The sequence below is a fragment of the Vallitalea sediminicola genome (assembly GCF_054408565.1).
The window spans coordinates 29,422-48,629 of sequence record NZ_BTPT01000024.1 but is presented as its reverse complement, the minus strand read 5'-3'; the positions used below and the strand labels follow the sequence as shown (position 1 = coordinate 48,629).

Genomic DNA, 19,208 nt, shown 5'->3' with positions numbered 1-19,208 from the left:
ATTACACCTCTTTACTTAGGTTTTTATATCCACTCTTAAACTCTTCAATAATTGAAGCAATTCTTCCATCCAGTTCTTCGTCTAGTCCTTTTTTACCTTTTATATCTTTTTCAAGCTTAGGATATTTTGTGTCTACAAATTCAATAAGCTTTGATTCAAAGTCTAGAATACTGGATACAGGAATATCCATTAAATATTTTTTGGTAGCAGCATATAATATTATTACTTGATGCGCTACTGACATAGGTTTGTATTGAGGTTGTTTTAGAACTTCAATGATTCTCTCCCCTTGGTCAAGTCTTGCTTTAGTCTCTTTATCCAAATCAGAACCGAATTGTGCAAATGCTGCAAGTTCTCTATATTGTGCCAACTCAACACGAATAGGTCCAGCAATCTTTTTCATAGCTTTTATTTGTGCAGCACCACCAACCCTTGATACAGATAGACCTGGGTTAATCGCAGGACGAACACCAGCATTGAATAATTCTGTTTCAAGGAAAATCTGACCATCTGTAATTGATATAACATTCGTTGGAACATATGCGGAAATATCTCCCGCTTGTGTTTCAATAATTGGCAGAGCTGTAATTGAACCTCCTCCAAACTCATCTGAAAGTTTTGCTGCTCTTTCTAGAAGTCTTGAATGAAGGTAGAATACATCACCAGGATAAGCTTCACGTCCAGGTGGTCTTCTAAGAAGTAATGACAGTGCACGATATGCAACTGCATGTTTGGACAAATCATCATAAATGATAAGTACGTCTTTACCTTTTTCCATCCATTCTTCACCAATTGTTACCCCTGCATAAGGAGCAATATATTGTAATGGAGCAAGTTCAGATGCTGTAGCTGCAACAACTGTTGAATAATCCATTGCGCCATTTTCTTCTAATGTTTTAACGATTCCTGCTACAGTTGAAGCTTTTTGTCCAATTGCAACATATATACATAATACATCTTGTCCTTTTTGATTGATGATTGTATCTATTGCTATAGCAGTCTTACCTGTTTGTCTGTCTCCAATGATTAACTCACGTTGTCCTCTTCCAATTGGAACCATTGAGTCAATCGCTTTAATACCTGTTTGTAATGGAGTATCAACTGACTTCCTAGTTATAACACCAGGTGCAACCCTCTCTACTTCACGGTATGTATCCGTATTAATTGGACCTTTTCCGTCTATTGGTTGACCTAATGCATTAACAACACGTCCAATAAGCGCATCTCCAACAGGAACTTCTGCAACTCTTCCTGTAGCTTTTACAATGTCGCCTTCACTAATATTTTTATCAGAACCCATCAAAACTGCACCAACATTGTCTTGTTCTAGGTTAAGTACCATTCCATATACTTCACCTGGAAATTCCAATAGCTCTCCAGCCATTGCTTTTTCAAGACCATGAATACGTGCAATACCATCAGCAACTTGAATAACAGTTCCAACATCACTTACTTCTAGTTCTGTTTTATATCTTTTAATTTGTTCTTTTATTACTGAACTAATTTCCTCAGGCCTTAAATTCATGGTAAGGTTCCACCGCCTTTCTGTTCATAAAGTATATTCATTTTAACCTATTTGAATAGCGTATAATTCCTTTGAAATAGCTTCAATTTTACCTTTTATGCTATTATCTATAATTCTATCACCTATTCGAATCACTAAACCACCTATTAAGTTTTCATCCACACTTGTTACTAGTATTATTTTTTTCTTTGTAGTCTCTTCAAGTCTGTTTCTAATACTATCTAACTGTTCATCAGTTAACTCCTGTGCAGATGAAACATAAGCTTTTGCATTTCCTTTTAGCGCATCAATTTCGTCAAGACAATAATTTATGATTTTCAATAAATTATTAGCCCTTCCTTTTTTTATCGCTATAACCAAAAGACCTAAAATTTCTTTTATTATTTTACCTTCAAAAATATCTTCCACCATAGCAATCTTATTTTCAACAACTACTTTTGGATGGTTCAATAATCCCATAAAATCTTTTTCTGTAAGGATTATCTCTTTAATGAATTCTAATTGTTCGCCTACAAGGTTGACTTGATTTGTTTCTACGGCAAGCTCAAACAAAGCTGTTCCATATCTTTTAGCTATCAATTCAGCCATGTTTCTTCACCAATTGAATCTAAAGTTTCTTCTAACAATTTATCGCTTACTTTTTTATCAATAGATGATGCCACAAATTTGCTTGCCAAAATTTTAGCAACTTCTATCATTTCAATTTTAATTTCATCTTTAACTTTGTCTTTTTCTCTTTCTATCTCTTTATTAGCTCTAGCCATAAGTATAACTGCTTCTTCATCAGCATTTTTAATAATTTCACGTTCTTTTAATTGAGCTTTCTTTCTAGCTTCTTCTAGAATCTTGCCAGCTTCTTTATTAATATTAGCTAATTTTTCTCTATATTCTTTTTCAAGCTCAGCAGCTTTTTGTTTTTCATCTTTAATGAAATTATATTCATTAGCTATACTGTCTTTTCTTTTCTTTAAGACTTCTCTTACTGGATTAAATAATAATTTACTTAATATAAAGAATAATAGAAGTACACTTATAACATGTAGAAGAATTGAGGCTACCATTTGAGCATCAAAGTTTATAATCCAGCTTTCTACTAAGTACATAAGCTTTTATTTCCTCCTTTCGTTAAGGAGTGAAAGGGTTAAGTTCCCTTTCACATTTTATTAGCCAATCAAACTCATATATTTTGAGATTAGTGGATTAGCAAATAAAAGAATAATTGCTACAATCAATCCATAAATACCTGTTGTCTCAGCTACTGCTGCACCTAATAACATAGTTCTTAAGATATCTGATTGAGCACCAGGTTGTCTTCCTACAGCTTCTGCACCTTTACCCGCTGCAAAACCTTGTCCGATACCAGGACCTATACCTGCTATCATTGCTAAACCTGCTCCTATTGCTGAACATGCTAAGATTAACGCTTTTCCATCGATTTGTTCCATTTTAACATCCTCCTATAATATTAATTCTCATATTATTGTTAATCAAGTTTACTTTTAATTTATTTATTTTAAAACATTAACAAATAATAATACTAATGCAATAATTAGTGCATATATACCAGTTGTTTGAGCTACTGCTTGGCCAAGTAACATCGTTCTTACAATAGGACTTTGTAACTTAGGTCTTTTCCCAACTGCTTCTGCACTTTTACCTGCAGCAAATCCTTGTCCTATTCCTGGACCAATTCCTGCTACCATAGCAAGTCCTGCGCCAATTGCACTGGCTGCTAATACTATTCCAACCCCATCGCGTGTTACCAAAGGATTAGCAAATAACATAATAATGGCTATTACTAAAGAAAATATTCCTGATGTTTCGGCTACTGCTGAACCTAATAGCATAACGATTGTAGCTGGTCTTCCACCTTCTGGGTTATTTCCCACTGCTTCAGCAGCTTTACCAGCAGCAAATCCTTGACCTATTCCTGGGCCAATCCCTGCTATCATAGCTATACCAGCACCAATTGCTGAAAAGGCTAGGATTAATGCTCTCTTATCAACATACGCCATCCAACCTATTAGCAAATCAAGTATGCCGTTCATGACCTCACCTCACTTGTTTTTATAAACTCAATATTAATATTTTGTGATTTTACATTCTATTCCATAGCACTTGATACAAAAGTCATACTCAACATAACAAATATAAATGCTTGCAATACACCTGCAAAAACATCAAAATACCCGTGTAATGCTGTTGGTACACCAATAAGTGCAAACCAAGGTAAATTATAATATAAAGTCATGATAATCGTACCACCAAGTATATTTCCGAACAAACGAAAGCTAAGTGATACTGGATTAGCAAGTTCTCCAATAATATTAAGTGGTGTCATTGGCCATAAGGGTTCTGTTAAACCTTTTGCCCATTTTCCAACACCTTTTACTCTAATTCCATAACCTTGCACCATAAAAAATGTAATTAGTGATAACGCAAACGTCACTGATGCATCAGCTGTAGGTGGTCTTAGAAATCCAAAACCTAATTTTCCATTATTGAAATTAGGACCTAGTAATAAACCTGATAAGTTACAGATCAAGATGAATATAAACATACATCCATAGAAAGAAGAGAACTTTCTACCATTTTCACCCATTGTTGATACTGTAAAATTGTCTAATAATTCAATAATCCATTCAATAACATTTTGAACACCTGCTGGAACTTTTTTTGGCTTTAATATAATTCTTCTTATGATTAATGCAATAACTATTAGAACAATTCCTATAAGCCATACATTTACCATTGATTCAGTAATCCATAGGTCAAAACCAAATATTCTTATGGTTTTAACATGATGAATACCAATATCCATTAATTAACCCTCCTTTCCATATAGGAAACGTTAAAAATCTGACTCTTCTTCTTCATCTTCCCATTCAAGGAACTGTACAGAGCCATCTTTTGGTGTAGGTTTTTCTATGTATCCTTGCCAATAAGCGGCTAATTTCACAGATACAAGTGAAATAATAACACCTACTAAATTAATTGTTGGTTCCAATGCTCCAACAACTAATACTAAAATAGTTAATAAATACCTTAAAAAATAATGAAAATTGGCATATCTCCTAGCATCATTTGGAGGTTTGCTTAATGCTTTTTTAAATGTTACTTCCATTAGTTTTAACTTAAGAATGGAAAATATTCCTCCAAGAGCCAAACCTTTACCATAAGCTAAAATATCTTTAACGAAAAACAGACCTATTACAAATGAAAGGACTACAATGATTGTGATTTTAATTGTAAGTGGAAATAATATTGATTTTTCTGAGTTCATATCAAGAGTCCTTCTTTCTCTTTTTACTACTTTTCATAGCTATGACGTATAAATTTCGAAAGGCAGTCAACATACCTAATATTGTAAATATGATTAGAAATAGTACTCCGGTACTAAGTATCCTGTCGAGAAAATTTCCAAACAAAATACAACCAATAATAGGTATTGCCATTAAAAAACCTATTTGAGTTATTAAAGATAAGCTTTTCATTATATTCGGATCAAACTTCATAAGTTCTCCCTCTTAATAAAGTATTATACGCATGATTTTATCATATGTCTACAGTAATATCTATTTTTTTACAATTTCCATCTTATTACCTATAAATTATTAAAACCTATAAAAAAACAGAAAAAGATAGACATATTAATGCATCTATTTTAAACTATTTATGATAATATCAACAATTCTACTTGATGCTTCTCCATCCCCATAAGGGTTAACAGCATTAGCCATTTTTTTATATTCATCAGCATCTTCAATTAATGATTTTGTAAATTCATAAATAGGTTTTTCTTCCGTACCAGCAAGCTTTAATGTACCAGCTTCTACACCTTCCGGTCTTTCTGTAACATTTCTAAGAACTAGGACAGGCTTGCCCATTGAAGGCACTTCTTCTTGCAATCCTCCTGAATCAGTTAAAACTAAATAGGAGTTATTTAGAAGATTATGCATGTCTTGCATTTCAAGAGGCTCTAATAAATGTACCCTTTCATGCTTTCCTAATATCCTATGTGCTACATCCCTAACTGCTGGATTAAGATGTACAGCATATACAACTTCTACATCTTCATACTCTTCCACTATTTTAAGCACTGCTTTACATATATTTTCTAGTGGTTCGCCAAGATTCTCTCTACGATGTGCAGTCATCGCTATAATTTTTTTGTTCTTGTAATCTAAGTGATTAAGTAAATCATTCTGAAATTTATAATCATCCTTTATTGTAGTATTAAGGGCATCAATAACTGTATTTCCTGTTACAAAGATGTTCTCTTCTGATACATTTTCTTTTAATAAATGCTCCTTAGCCGTATTAGTAGGTGCAAAATGCAAATCAGCCAAGCATCCTGTAAGTTTCCTATTCATTTCTTCAGGGAACGGTTCATATTTATTATATGTTCTAAGTCCTGCCTCTACATGACCAACTTTTACCTTATTGTAAAATGCAGCCAATGAACCTATAAAAGTTGTTGTTGTATCACCATGAACAAGTACTATATCAGGCTTTACTTCTCCAATAATATTGTTTAGTCCCTCTAGCGCTCTTGTTGTAATTTGTGCAAGTGTTTGTCTTTCTTTCATAATATTAAGATCATAATCTGGTTCTAAGCTAAATACTTTAAGTACTTGGTCTAACATTTCTCTATGCTGAGCTGTTACACATACAATACTCTCTGTATATTCACTTTTTTCTAGAGCTTTAACAACAGGACACATTTTTATAGCTTCTGGTCTTGTTCCAAAAATACTCATGACTTTTATCTTTGACATTGGTACTTTTCCTCCTATATATAATCTAAGTTTTCCAATTATCTTATTACAGTAATCTAATCCTTTTTAGCGTTTCATTTTATATTATACATCCATTTTACACCTCTTGCAAAATATTTTATACATTTTTTATTTAATTATTCCCACTATTCAAATTAAAATTTAACTCATAAAATATTTTTATATAATTATATTTTTTTAATTAATTGTTTAATCAAAAAAATTTATTTTAATAACTGATTTTTTTAAAATAATATTTGTTACCTTGATAAGTATATGCTATAATCAATCTTATACTCAATTATGTTAAATAATTTATAGGAGTGATTATATATTATGAATAAAATTATTAGTAAGCTAAACATTACACAAAATGTAACTTTAATTACCTTAGCTAATATACCTATTAATAATAAAAGCATTGCTGCAATATTCACTTCTTTGGCTGAAGCTGATATTAACGTGGATATGATTAGCCAAACATCACCTTTAAAAGGAAAAATAAATATCTCATTTACTCTACAAAATGACGTATTATTTAATGCTATACAAACACTTAAATCATATAAAAAAGATATTCCTAATCTACGTATTGATGTTAATTCCAATAATACTAAACTTTCACTGTATGATGATGATATGAAATACCATCCTGGAATTGCAGCAAAAACCATGTCCATCCTTTCAGACGCAAATATTGATATTAAAATGATAACAACATCTGAAATAGATATTTCTTATCTCATATATGCATCTGATGAAGAGAAGGCTATCTTATCACTTAAAAATATAATAAAAGATTAAAATTCAGAAGCTATCTCTTTACTACTTTTTACTTTGAGATAGCTTTTTTAAAATCTATTTTTAGTTATTTTCAAGCCATTTAGTTTTACTTTCAATCAGCTTACTAAATTCGTCAGGTACGGTTTCGCCTCTCTCATTTAAAAGATTAACTAATAATTTCATATCCTTTAATGTTAATTCTCTGTAATCAGTTAATCCATATTCACCATTTTGCTTTATACAATACCAAAAATCATTATTTTCCTTTATCCAATTTTTATATGTATCAATTATTGCTTGCTGCATCTTGTCTGCTAATATTATGTATTCATTATCACAATTATAATATTTATCATATAGATATATTGCATTAATTTCTGATAAAAGATGGTTAAGTGAGCAATGTGTTTCAGATTTCTTTTCGTTTCTGTTTTTATAATCAGGTATAAATAAACCATTATTCTCTGTTTCCCAATTATTATCATAGGCATACTCTATAAAAAACGAAAAGTAATTATCTATAATCTCATTTAATTTAGACTCATCTAATATTTGGTCCCAATAAATTAATGCCATGATTGTATCTGTATTAAATCTTGTATCATAAAATTCATAATCGATATCATAATCTTCATACAACCATGTAGACCTTGGTAAACTAGGTATGTAATAATCATCATTAAATTTATCTATGTAATCATATAATAAACTAGTTCCAATTAATCTAAATAAATTATTGTCTTTAATATTTTCATACATTATTATCAATGGAAATCCAGATGGGTAATTCCACTTAGAATTACTACCATATGGTATATAATTATTAGCAATATTATAATAGATACCATCACTTCTAAAAATCTTTTTATTAAATAAATCTAATCTTCTTACTAAATCAAGAGTATCATTGTCTTGAAAATCAACTAGTTGATTAGTTGATATTATAGCCTCTAAATTAGTCTCCATATTATATTTAATATCAAGTTTTATATTAGTATTAAACCTATTCGTATTGTTAATCTTCCAGCCATTACTATAATGTGCAACATCTATTACAGAACATCCTAGTTCCTTAACATAATAGGGGCTACCTAATCTAATACTATAATTATTACCGTCAAGGTATAATTGACTTTCTTTATTTATATTTACTAAGTCATCATTCTTATTATTGAATTCAAGTAATACATTGTTATTATACATAGCTTCTGTAATAGTATTTATTTTTAATTTACCTTTAAATTTAACGTCTAAAGAAAATTCCTTTGACGTTGTAGTAGCTTTCAAGAACAGAATATTATCTTTGCCAATTTTTTTATTAACAATAACTACTGAACCAATTTTTTCTTTTTTATCATATATAGAAAAATTATATTCTTTTTTAAATAACTGAGTATATTCAACTAAATACTTCTCCTCAGTTTTTATAACAAAATTATCTAATGATTTTATACATAAATCTAAATCTTCATTAATGGAAATATGTATCTTGTTAGAATTATCATTCTTAAAAAACAGTAATAACATTCCTATCATTGCCATTATAACTAATAGTACTATTTTTTTCATTGATTTTCCTCACATTAGCATAATAAATCTCATTTTTTAATTTACTATTATAATATACCTATTTTCACTTTGTCTTAATTTTTCTAGCTATAAAATCAAATAACCAAACTACAAGGATTAATCCAATAATTATAAGTGCGAACATTACATCGTTCATAGCTATCAGAATCCCAGCTATACCGAATCCTCCACTTATTCCATACAAAGTTAAAACTGCTCGTTTATGACTGTAACCTCTATCAACCAATCTATGATGTAAATGTCCTCTATCGGCTTGCATAACAGGTTTACCATTAGCTATTCTTCTAAGTATCGCGAAAAAAGTATCAAATATAGGTAATCCCAATATTAACACAGCTACAATAATTGTTATGGCTGTATAACTTTTAATACGTCCTTGAATAGAAATCACTGATAAAGTGAACCCTAAAAACGTTGATCCTGTATCACCCATATAAATAGTGGCTGGATTAAAATTATGTGGTAAAAATCCTAAGCACGAACCGGCAAGTGCCGCTGTCAATAATACAGCAGTCGGTTCTCCATTCAATATAGATATAAACATCAAACAAAGTGCTGCTATTGACGATACACCTGTAGCTAATCCATCTAGCCCATCTATTAGATTAACAGCATTAGTTACTCCAATTATCCAAACAATTGTTATAACGTTGCTAAAAGAACCCAAAAGAATGACACCTCCAGGTGCCCATGGCCAACTTACAGCTTGGATAGTAGTACCTGTAATTATCACAATTAATGCAGCTAAAATCTGAAAAAACAATTTTAACTTAGCTGGTAAATCATAGATATCATCTAACAATCCTACAACTGTTATAACAATACCTCCTATAATTAAACCTAATAAATGTTTTAACTCTAAATCATCGATTGAAGGTGCAATTAAAGCTACTGTAATCAAAAAACCCAATACAATAGAAATTCCACCTGCTAAAGGCATTGGTTTTGTATTCATCCCTCTAGCTTTGGGCATATCAATAGCACCAACTCTATAAGCAAATTTTCTGCTAAGTGGTGTAGTAGAACATGCTATAACAAAGGCAATAGCAAAAGCAATTATATAAATAAAATTACTATTAATACCTTTTAAAAAATCAAACATTTTTCTTCCATCTCCCCTTAAAAAGCTTATTCATATTTATCTACAATAATGCTTGCTTCTTTTAATAGCTCCATGGAGAGTTCATCTGGATAAGATCCTTTGAAAACTACCCTTTTCAAACCAGCATTTATAATTAGCTTTGAACATATTACACATGGTTGATCTGTAACATATATAGTACCACCATCAATTGATACTCCATGCATGGCAGCTTGTACTATTGCATTTTGTTCAGCATGAGATGCTCTACAAAGCTCATGTCTTTGCCCCGATGGGATATTCATTTGTTGTCTTAAACATCCAACTTCTGCACAATGCTTACAACCCGATGGTGCTCCATTATACCCTGTTGTCAGTATTCTTCTATCTTTAACAATTACCGCACCTACTTTTCTTCTTAAGCAAGTAGATCTGCCTTTAATAATCTCTACAATATCCATGAAGTACTCGTCCCACGATGGTCTCATAATATTTTCCCCCGATACATTAATCTATTTCTATTTTATTAATTCTTTTAATATGTCTTTCATCATTTGAAAATTCAGTATTTAAAAATATATTAACAATCATTAAGGCTAACTCTATTCCAACAATCCTTCCTCCAAGAGCTAAGACATTAGCATCATTGTGCTCTCTCGTAGCTTTAGCAGAAAAACAATCATGACATAGAGCTGCTCTAATACCTTTGACTTTATTTGCAGCTATTGATATGCCAATACCTGTCCCGCAAATAAGTATTCCCTTATCACTCTCTTTATTAACTACTGCTTTACAAACTTTTTTTGCAAAATCAGGATAATCAACTGAATTCTGATCATAACATCCATAATCTTTAAATTCTATTTTATTAGTTTCTAAATATTTAATCACTTCTTGTTTTAATTCAAAACCACCGTGATCACTACCAATTGCTATCATAATATTTCCTCCATATTTTTTATTTTACTAACTAATTTATCAATTAAAACACTAATATCTTCAGCACATTTTAAATAAATATCTTTTCCATTACCATATGGATCAGTTATATCTCCAACTTCATCCAAATACTCTTTTAACGTCAAAATGTTTTCTTTAATACTAGGATAAGTCATGTGTAGGTATGCTTTATGTCTACAAGTCATAGTAAGCACCAAAGTTTCTCTATCCACTTCATCTTCACTAAATACAGTAGCAACATGCTTAATTACTTCTGGATAATGCTCTTTTACCGCTTCAACTGTATATTTACTAGCAGGTGAAGGAAATGTCACAAGTATCCCTCTAGATGAAACTTCAATGTCAATATTATTATCACTAAAATTTTTATTAGCTAAAGCTTCAGCCATAGGACTCCTACAAGTGTTCCCAGTACATACAAATATAATTTTTTTCATAGCATCACCTTTTTTTGACTAATCAACATTAATAATTTTATTACCAGCTGCTTTTAAAAGTCTATTCATAGTCGCTGTACCAATGTCTTTTTTAGAAAAAGCTTCACAATATATTGTTTCAACATTCATTTCATCAAATTCTCTTAATACTCTAAATAAGTTAGATGCTATTTCTTCTGGTTTATTTTTATCCCCGATAATTATAGTGTTCTTACAATTGAAATAAGCTTTTGTTTGTTCAGTAGCTATAACACCTATTTTTTTATCCTCTTGTTTTTCTATTCCAACTAATTCATTAATGCGGGATACAACTTTATCACTTTCCCCCTTGAATACAATTAGATCTGCATTTGGAGCATAATGTCTATACTTCATTCCAGGTGATTTCGGTATCAACTTCTTTCCTGACAACTTAATTGCAGGATCAACACTAACTGAACCTATCACTTGTTCAAGCATTTCCTTGGTTATTCCACCAGGTCTAAGTATTGTAGGAATAGTACCAGATACATCCACTACTGTAGATTCAAGACCAATCTCTGAGAAACCTCCATCAACAATCATATCAACTTTACCACTTAAATCATTAATTACGTGTTTTGCCATAGTTGGACTTGGTTTACCAGACACATTAGCACTTGGAGCAGCAATAGGTAGATTCGAAGCTTCAATTATACTTCGTGCGATTTTATGAGATGGCATTCTTATAGCTACGGTTGAAAGTCCTCCTGTTATATTATCTGGAATGATATCCTTCTTTTCAAATATCAGGGTTAAAGGACCTGGCCAAAATTTACCCATTAATTTTTGTGCTGTCATACCAATGTTTCCAACATATTTACTAACATCTTCTTTGTTAGCTACATGAACAATCAATGGATTATCAGAAGGTCTCCCTTTTGCTATATATATTTTTTTTACTGCATTGACATCTAACGAGTTAGCACCAATTCCATATACAGTTTCAGTAGGAAATGCCACTAAACCGCCATTTTGCAAAATATTTGCTGCCTCTACAATTATATTATTATCAATATTATTACTGTCTACTCTACGAATTATTGTCTCCATATAAATGTCTCCATAAATGATTTATTATTTTCCTAACCATTATACCATATATTTATCAAATTAAAAGTGCAACCTAATTATTGCTTCCATTCATTATTCCATGAATTCAATTATCTCACTCTCTTTATTTTCTCTCATCATATAAATAATCCTTAATCCCATTACGGTCAATAGAACTCCAGTAACAATAAAAGTAACTAAGTGGTTATATCCTATATTTTTCCCTTGTATATTTGAGATAATCGTACTTAAAGAATTAATCACAATATGTAATATAATAGAACTATATAAACTACCTGTCCAAATAACCACATAACCTAAAATTATACCTATCAAAAATGCATATGTACCTTGTACTAAGTTCATATGGCTTATACCGAAAAACAGAGCTTGTATCATTACTGCTCCAAAAACACCAAATCCATTTCTTAATTTGTTCAATACAATTCCTCTATATAATAATTCTTCAAAAAAAGGAGCTAATATCCCTACACCTATCAGCGTAATATAAAAATCATTATTAGAGATACTTGCCATTAATTCTTCGTATTCAGGAACTAACTCATTTATATTAATTAATGTCAATATTCCATCTATAGCTATATTGATACCTATCCCACAGATGATACATATAAGTATAGTCTTTAATGAAAGCTTTTTATTCAAATTGGTTTCATTAACAAAATTTTTCTTACTAATTAAATATATCAATAAAAATACACCCAAAGTAACAACCCATGCAATTATAGTGATTAGCAAAGAGTGAGTAACAAAAAAGCTATATACATCTTCTTGATTAGTTTTATACATATTAAGCTTTACAGTAAAATAAATACCCGCAACTACAACTGCTAATACCTGTATTAATTTAGATATAATCACAAAAATCACACTATTTCCAAAAGCTCTAAATTTATTCATATAACGCACTCCTTATAATAAATTAAAAAGCTGTCTTAAAATACATAATTAAGGCACTTAATTACCATTAAATGTGTTTTAAGACAGCCCCAGAATCTATTTTTCTTCTAAAAATTTCATAATACCAATGTATATAGCCCATGCAATTTTATCTTGATATATATCATCAGTTAATAACTCCGCCTCTGCATAATTAGACAAAAAACCACATTCAACTATAACACCTGGAATATTAGTTTGTTTTAATATAAAATACGAATTACTGTCTTTTACTTGTCTCTTGTTTTCAATATCCACAAAAGTTTTAATCTCTTGTTGTATGCACTGGGCCAATTTTTTCCCATCGTCAGAGGAAGCATAGTAAAAAACTTGTGCTCCTTTATATTTTTCTTGGGAGAAGCTATTTTGATGTATACTAACCAGCATATTTCCCCCACTTGAATTAATTATCTCTTTTCGTTTATTCATATCCTCTCTTTTTTTATTATTGCTCGATTCGTTGTATAAACCGCCATCATCTTCTCTTGTCATCACAACGTGTACTCTACTATATTCCAAGTATTCTTTTAATTTTATGGCAATAGATAAGTTAATATCTTTCTCTAATTCACCATTAACACCAACTTTACCAGGGTCAAAACCTCCGTGCCCTGCATCAACAACAACAACATGTTTATCATCCACACTTGAAAAAACATTAATTACCTTATTAGCATATAATATTGTTGCTACTAAAAATATTAATATTATTAAAGACACTACCCACATCAGAACATGAGTTTTTTTAATAATTATTATCATATATCCACCAAAGGGTTTTTATAAATATATTAATTAAGACATACCTATTATGCATATATGAAATATTTTCCACCTATTTCTTCAAATAATCACGTAAGACATCCCATATTTCATCTTTTTCTAATCCTATTTTCCACCCTGCAACACCAGCTATATCATTATCTATCACTAATTTAACTTTTTCTTCAATTGAACGTTCCTCTTCTAACCAAATCTTATAGACTTTATTTTCCTTTTTATAATCACCATAGTATTGCTTTACTTCATCATTCCATACTATTTCTGCATCATTATCATCAAGTATTTTTTTAGCCCTATCCATACTATATGCTTTGGAAGATACATTTACTAAGCCGTCCACTTCTTCTTCAGTCCATAAACGAGTATAATAAGGTAATCCTAAAACAACTTTTTCTTTCTGAACTTCTTTTAGTGTATTCACAATACCTCTCTCAACAAAACCTATTGAAGCTACAGATCCACTTTCAGGTGATGTTGACCAATGTTCATCATATCCCATGATAATTACATAATCAACAACTTTGCCTATTTCTGTTCTATTATAATGAGCAGTCCAAGCTGAAGGTACATAAGTATCTACGGAAACTACTAAGTCTTGAGCCTTAAGATAAGGCGTTAATTCTCTGATAAATTGAACAAAATATATGCCGTCTTCTTTTGCAACATTTTCAAAATCTATATTTATACCATCTAAATCATATATAGAAGTCAATGCTAATATTTGTTTTATGACTTTTTCTCTTTTTTCTGTACTACTTAATACATCATGAGTAATTTTTTTATCAAATCTATTACTAAATAATGCCCATACTTGATATCCTTTTGATTTTGCATATTGCACATAATCACTACTAGCGATATTACTTATATCTCCATCTGAATTTTTTATTGAAAACCAAGTCGGTGATATTACATCAAGTCCTTTGACATCTTCTAATACCTCTTTAATTTTACTATTAGCAGCTGTTCTTGTTACTTGGTGCCAAGCAAGATTAATAAGTCCATCAATATTCTTTTTGTTGTTATATTGTGGTTCGTCTTCTTTTTTTACTATATTTGGATAGATATCTTTTATTACCCCTAAATCAGTTCTTTTCATGTAACCTACTAACCCGCTTTCGCTTCTCACTTTTACCCATTCATCAAGTTGTTCGTATATTCTTAATTCATCATTCATAGCTAGTTTTTCTACAACTTTACTTTTTTCGTTTGTATCCAATCTTATATAGGATTTTTTCTTTACCACATTAGATGTTTTATATTTATTACTTAGATAATCGAATATCAGTATTTTTAGGTCTTTATTAAGTTCAAATTCTATATCAGAGAATTCTAGAATGAAATCCATAGGTATATAAGCCATATCAGTTTCGAATGTCATTATTGGCATGTCTAATTTCAGTGGCTCACTGTTAACAAAATATGTAAGCTCATCATTTTTCATTCTTATTACTTTATTACTAGTTGTATAAGTTAATGTTTTTTCATTTTCATCCCAATGATAATAAGGATCTATATATTTATTAACTAAATCCACTGGTAGATATATTTTCTCCTCTACCAATTTGGGCGAATAATTTATTTTTACATTTTCATCTTCAATTATAACTGACATATTTCCTCTTTGGTAATTTGGTAATATTTCTCTTATGTTTGCTTGTTCAAAATTAGGTAGCATATCAATTATGTAATGATAAGCAAAAAACCCCCCTAAGAACAAAAGTAAAGAAATCATTACAATTTTCATTGCTTTTTTCATTAATTATCACTCCTTGAAGGTATTATATCACAAACTTCTCGTTCATTTAACAGTTGTCGACAAATTAAATTGTTAACAAATTGTGACTAGGAATGCAAAGATATCATTTGTATATTTATATTGTTTTAGAAATCATAGATACTAGAATAATATTTAGATGATTTTAAATAAATGAATAGACTATTTTAAACTTACGACAAGAATTGTAATATAAAATGAATCACCTAATTACTTTTTTTACAGAAGATGATTCATTTATATTTAAAATTGGAAATAGCTTTATTACTCCGTTCGCTATGGCAAACTTCTTAAATGTTTTTTATTGATTTTATCTTATTTATATTCACTAGTGAATCATCTATTACTAGTGTTATGTCATAATATTCAAGTACAATATTATCTATATCAATTAAAATACTAAACAAATGATTACCTAATGTTTCAGCCACATCAACGTTTAATTAACACTTCTTTTTCATATACTTTAACTTCTTGTAACCATTCCAGTCCTGTAGGATTTCCATTTGTATAACAATAATAATCCCAAACAGCTTGCCATGGATATGATTTCAATTCCTCAAGTATAACAAGCCGTGTAGTGAAATCAAAATTTCTTTCAGCTTCAACTATTGTTTTCGTAGGTTCTAGCAATGCAATCATTAATGCCTTCATCATATTCCTCGTACCAATTGTCCATGCTGCTATTCGATTAATACTTGCATCAAAAAAATCAAGTCCAATGTGTACTCTATCAAGAAGATTATTTCTGACAATCTCAGCAGCTATCGCTAGTAACTCTTCATCCAAAATAACCACATGATCACTATCCCAACGTACAGATCTACTCACATGTAATAGAATTTCATTTGTAAATAAAGATAGGGAAGAAATTTTATTAGATACTGTCTCTGTTGGATGAAAATGCCCTGCATCCAAACATATAAGTGTATCATTTTTTATGGCATACCCCATGTAGAATTCATGAGAACCAACTACATAACTTTCTGATCCTATTCCAAAGAGTTTACTTTCCAATGCATCTAAATGAAAGGCTGGATCTATTTTTTCTTGTAATATTTCATCTAAAGAGTTCTTTAGCCTTTGTCGTGGACCTAATCTATCTACTGGGATATCTTTAAATCCATCTGGGATCCATATATTCATAATGGAAGGTGTACCTAATTCTTTTCCGAAGTATTCACTAATTCTTCTTGATCTCTTAACATGCTCAATCCAAAAATCTCTAATTTTCTTATTAGGGTGAGAAAGTGTCAATCCGTCATTGGCATATGGATGAGAAAATAATGTAGGGTTAAAATCAAGTCCAATTTTATTCTTTTTAGCCCATTTTACCCATTTTTTGAAATGCTTAGGTTCAATTTCATTACGATCGACTTTTTCACCATTTGTCTCTAAATAAATAGCATGAAGATTAAGCTTCTTTTCCCCTGGAATAAGGCTAAATACCTCTTCAAGATCAGCTCTAAGTTCATCAGGTGTTCTTGCCTTTCCTATATAATTACCTGTGGATTGTATGCCACCGCTTAAATCCCTATCAGTATTTTCAAATCCTCTTACATCATCACCTTGCCAACAATGTATAGATATAGGTATTTCATTCAACTTTTTCAAAACTTTTTCAGTATCAATACCTAAATCTTCATATTGTTCTCTAGCTAATTCATATGTTTTTATTATACTTTCTTTCTTCATCTTTCGTCCTCCAATTACCAAATATTTTTTATTACAACTATTTTTTATTTACATATACCTATATAAACATCTACTATAGAAGTTTTTGAAATTCATTCCATTTATCTTCAACATTTTTTTGTAGATCAGGACTAAATTTTTTAATATTAAAGGAGCAGTTAATAAGCTTTCTAGCTTCAGTTAAATTATCTATTTCTCCCAAAGTTATATATTGAACCATAATATTTCCAATGGCTGTTGCTTCAATAGGACCTGCAAAAACATCACATTCTGTATAATCAGCACACAATTGATTAAGATAATCATTTTGTGACCCTCCACCAACGATGTGTACTTTATTAATTGTTCTACCACTAATTTTTCTTAACTGAATAAGTACTTGCTTATACTGAAGGGCTAAGCTTTCAAATATACATCTGGCTAATTCACCAGGAGTAGTAGGTATAGTTTGATTAGTCTCTCTACAATAGGTTTTAATTTCTTCAATCATATTCACTGGATTTAAGAATCTACTATTATTAGGATTAATAAGTGATATGATTTTAGCTTTTTCAGCCAATGATGCTAATTCTGAAAAGCTATATGCATACTTTAATAGACGTTTCACCTCTTGTATTAGCCATAATCCCATAACGTTTTTTAACACTCTAATTTTGTTATAGGCTCCACCTTCATTTGTAAAATTACATACCATTGCTTCCTTTGAACAAATTGGTGTATCATTTTCAATTCCCATCAATGACCATGTACCAGAACTAATATAGGCAAATTGGTTATCTGTAGCTGGAACGGATACTACTGCTGACCCTGTATCATGAGTTGCAGGAACAATGACTTTTAGTTTATTTATTCCCACTTCATTTTCAATCTCTTTAGATAGATATCCTAGAATTGTACCAGGTTGAATCATAATAGGAAAATAAAATGACTTTAACCCTACTAAATGGAGCAATTCCTTATCCCACAAATTTTGGTTAATATTATACATCTGTGTAGTTGTTGCATTAGTATATTCATTAGCTGCTTTATTACTTAGTAAATAATTAAGGTAATCAGGTATCATTAATATTGATGATACTTCATCTCTTATATTTTTATTTAATTTTAGATGTTCATATAATTGATAAATTGTGTTAAACTGCAAAAATTGAATCCCAGTTTTTTCGTATATCTTTTCTTTTGAATAACTCTTTATAATCTCATTCATTGTATTATCTGTGCGATTATCTCTATAAGCATATACAGGACCTAGCTTTTTCCCATTCTTATCTAATAAAACATAGTCAACTGCCCATGTATCAACACCTATACTTTCTGCTTCTAATTTTAAACAACCGAATTTCTTTAATCCTGTAAGTATTTCAGAAAATAGATGATCCACATCCCATAAATAGCTGTTATTTTCTTTGTACATCTGGTTTTTGAAACGGTAAATTTCTTTAATCCTTATTCTATCTTCTGATAAAATGCCTAGAATAAGTCTACCACTTGAGGCACCAATATCCACTGCTAAACATGTCTTTCCCATAAGCACAACTCCTTATTCATCAATATGTTAATTATATCAATTATTATAGATAAAGCATTGTCTTTTAAAGTGTATATACCTAACAAAAACAGATATATTTTAAAATATCCACAACCATCTATGTTTGCTGACTCCATCATTTCTTTAGGAATGGTATTCAATGATGTCATTATAATTAGAGTCGAAACAGGTACACACCCCACTAGATAATGAGCTATTAATCCAAATTTTGTACAGTAT

Annotated in this window: 21 protein-coding genes and 1 pseudogene; 1 reads left to right on the top strand and 21 read right to left on the bottom strand. The window is 30.4% G+C overall.

The window, feature by feature from the left end; translation table 11 throughout:
• Position 1: 1 nt before the first annotated feature.
• The 10 genes and pseudogenes from atpA to wecB form a co-directional block, all read right to left on the bottom strand.
• Positions 2-1,525, bottom strand: coding sequence for a F0F1 ATP synthase subunit alpha (gene atpA, locus ACX6CF_RS10505; RefSeq protein ID WP_458785276.1), 1,524 nt, complete (start codon positions 1,523-1,525; stop codon positions 2-4).
• 42 nt (positions 1,526-1,567) lie between these two features.
• Positions 1,568-2,113, bottom strand: a complete 546-nt coding sequence (gene atpH / locus ACX6CF_RS10500; protein WP_458785275.1) for an ATP synthase F1 subunit delta — start codon at positions 2,111-2,113, stop codon at positions 1,568-1,570.
• The gene (atpF, locus tag ACX6CF_RS10495; protein WP_458785274.1) at positions 2,101-2,628 is read right to left on the bottom strand and encodes a F0F1 ATP synthase subunit B; all 528 of its coding nucleotides are present in this window, start codon (positions 2,626-2,628) and stop codon (positions 2,101-2,103) included. The genes atpH and atpF overlap by 13 nt, the downstream gene beginning before the upstream one ends.
• 60 nt (positions 2,629-2,688) lie before the next feature.
• Positions 2,689-2,970 (bottom strand): ATP synthase F0 subunit C, encoded by a 282-nt coding sequence (gene atpE / locus ACX6CF_RS10490; protein WP_113673125.1) that lies wholly within the window; start codon positions 2,968-2,970, stop codon positions 2,689-2,691.
• 63 nt (positions 2,971-3,033) lie between these two features.
• Positions 3,034-3,309 (bottom strand): ATP synthase F0 subunit C, encoded by a 276-nt coding sequence (gene atpE, locus ACX6CF_RS10485; RefSeq protein WP_458785310.1) that lies wholly within the window; start codon positions 3,307-3,309, stop codon positions 3,034-3,036.
• Positions 3,286-3,540 (bottom strand): annotated as a pseudogene (locus tag ACX6CF_RS10480) (ATP synthase Fo subunit C); the annotation flags it as partial. The pseudogene ACX6CF_RS10480 and the gene atpE (ACX6CF_RS10485), both read right to left, overlap by 24 nt.
• Before the next feature lie 89 nt (positions 3,541-3,629).
• The gene (atpB, locus tag ACX6CF_RS10475; RefSeq protein ID WP_458785273.1) at positions 3,630-4,346 is read right to left on the bottom strand and encodes a F0F1 ATP synthase subunit A; all 717 of its coding nucleotides are present in this window, start codon (positions 4,344-4,346) and stop codon (positions 3,630-3,632) included.
• 30 nt (positions 4,347-4,376) lie between these two features.
• Complete coding sequence (locus ACX6CF_RS10470; protein WP_458785272.1) at positions 4,377-4,808, bottom strand: ATP synthase subunit I; 432 nt, start codon at positions 4,806-4,808, stop codon at positions 4,377-4,379.
• 1 nt (position 4,809) lies between these two features.
• The gene (locus ACX6CF_RS10465; protein WP_113673121.1) at positions 4,810-5,040 is read right to left on the bottom strand and encodes an AtpZ/AtpI family protein; all 231 of its coding nucleotides are present in this window, start codon (positions 5,038-5,040) and stop codon (positions 4,810-4,812) included.
• A 144-nt stretch (positions 5,041-5,184) separates the two neighbouring features.
• Positions 5,185-6,303, bottom strand: a complete 1,119-nt coding sequence (wecB, locus tag ACX6CF_RS10460) for a non-hydrolyzing UDP-N-acetylglucosamine 2-epimerase (protein WP_458785271.1) — start codon at positions 6,301-6,303, stop codon at positions 5,185-5,187.
• Positions 6,304-6,639: 336 nt separating this feature from the next.
• On the opposite strand from wecB, the gene ACX6CF_RS10455 reads away from it, so the two are divergent.
• Positions 6,640-7,107, top strand: a complete 468-nt coding sequence (locus ACX6CF_RS10455) for an ACT domain-containing protein (RefSeq protein WP_458785270.1) — start codon at positions 6,640-6,642, stop codon at positions 7,105-7,107.
• A 60-nt stretch (positions 7,108-7,167) separates the two neighbouring features.
• On the opposite strand, the gene ACX6CF_RS10450 is transcribed toward ACX6CF_RS10455, so the two are convergent.
• The 11 genes from ACX6CF_RS10450 to rhaB form a co-directional block, all read right to left on the bottom strand.
• Positions 7,168-8,655, bottom strand: a complete 1,488-nt coding sequence (locus ACX6CF_RS10450; RefSeq protein ID WP_458785269.1) for a hypothetical protein — start codon at positions 8,653-8,655, stop codon at positions 7,168-7,170.
• A 64-nt stretch (positions 8,656-8,719) separates the two neighbouring features.
• The gene (locus tag ACX6CF_RS10445; protein ID WP_458785268.1) at positions 8,720-9,778 is read right to left on the bottom strand and encodes a glycosyltransferase family 4 protein; all 1,059 of its coding nucleotides are present in this window, start codon (positions 9,776-9,778) and stop codon (positions 8,720-8,722) included.
• 26 nt (positions 9,779-9,804) lie between these two features.
• Positions 9,805-10,245, bottom strand: a complete 441-nt coding sequence (locus tag ACX6CF_RS10440) for a deoxycytidylate deaminase (protein ID WP_458785267.1) — start codon at positions 10,243-10,245, stop codon at positions 9,805-9,807.
• 19 nt (positions 10,246-10,264) lie between these two features.
• Positions 10,265-10,696 carry a ribose 5-phosphate isomerase B gene (gene rpiB, locus ACX6CF_RS10435; protein WP_458785266.1) on the bottom strand — a complete coding sequence of 144 codons (432 nt, stop codon included), beginning with the start codon at positions 10,694-10,696 and terminating at the stop codon, positions 10,265-10,267.
• Positions 10,693-11,154, bottom strand: coding sequence for a low molecular weight protein arginine phosphatase (locus ACX6CF_RS10430; protein WP_458785265.1), 462 nt, complete (start codon positions 11,152-11,154; stop codon positions 10,693-10,695). The genes rpiB and ACX6CF_RS10430 overlap by 4 nt, the downstream gene beginning before the upstream one ends.
• A gap of 18 nt (positions 11,155-11,172) precedes the next feature.
• The gene (locus tag ACX6CF_RS10425) at positions 11,173-12,225 is read right to left on the bottom strand and encodes an L-threonylcarbamoyladenylate synthase (protein WP_458785264.1); all 1,053 of its coding nucleotides are present in this window, start codon (positions 12,223-12,225) and stop codon (positions 11,173-11,175) included.
• A 93-nt stretch (positions 12,226-12,318) separates the two neighbouring features.
• Positions 12,319-13,146, bottom strand: a complete 828-nt coding sequence (locus tag ACX6CF_RS10420) for a lysostaphin resistance A-like protein (RefSeq protein WP_458785263.1) — start codon at positions 13,144-13,146, stop codon at positions 12,319-12,321.
• 96 nt (positions 13,147-13,242) lie between these two features.
• The gene (gene cwlD, locus ACX6CF_RS10415; RefSeq protein ID WP_458785262.1) at positions 13,243-13,947 is read right to left on the bottom strand and encodes an N-acetylmuramoyl-L-alanine amidase CwlD; all 705 of its coding nucleotides are present in this window, start codon (positions 13,945-13,947) and stop codon (positions 13,243-13,245) included.
• A gap of 73 nt (positions 13,948-14,020) precedes the next feature.
• A complete protein-coding gene (locus ACX6CF_RS10410) occupies positions 14,021-15,727 on the bottom strand; it encodes a glycosyl hydrolase family 18 protein (protein ID WP_458785261.1) in 1,707 nt (568 codons plus the stop codon).
• A gap of 450 nt (positions 15,728-16,177) precedes the next feature.
• Positions 16,178-17,440, bottom strand: coding sequence for an L-rhamnose isomerase (rhaA, locus tag ACX6CF_RS10405; RefSeq protein WP_458785260.1), 1,263 nt, complete (start codon positions 17,438-17,440; stop codon positions 16,178-16,180).
• A 73-nt stretch (positions 17,441-17,513) separates the two neighbouring features.
• Positions 17,514-18,968: a rhamnulokinase gene (rhaB, locus tag ACX6CF_RS10400; RefSeq protein ID WP_458785259.1), complete on the bottom strand. Its 1,455-nt coding sequence runs from the start codon at positions 18,966-18,968 to the stop codon at positions 17,514-17,516.
• Positions 18,969-19,208 lie beyond the last annotated feature (240 nt).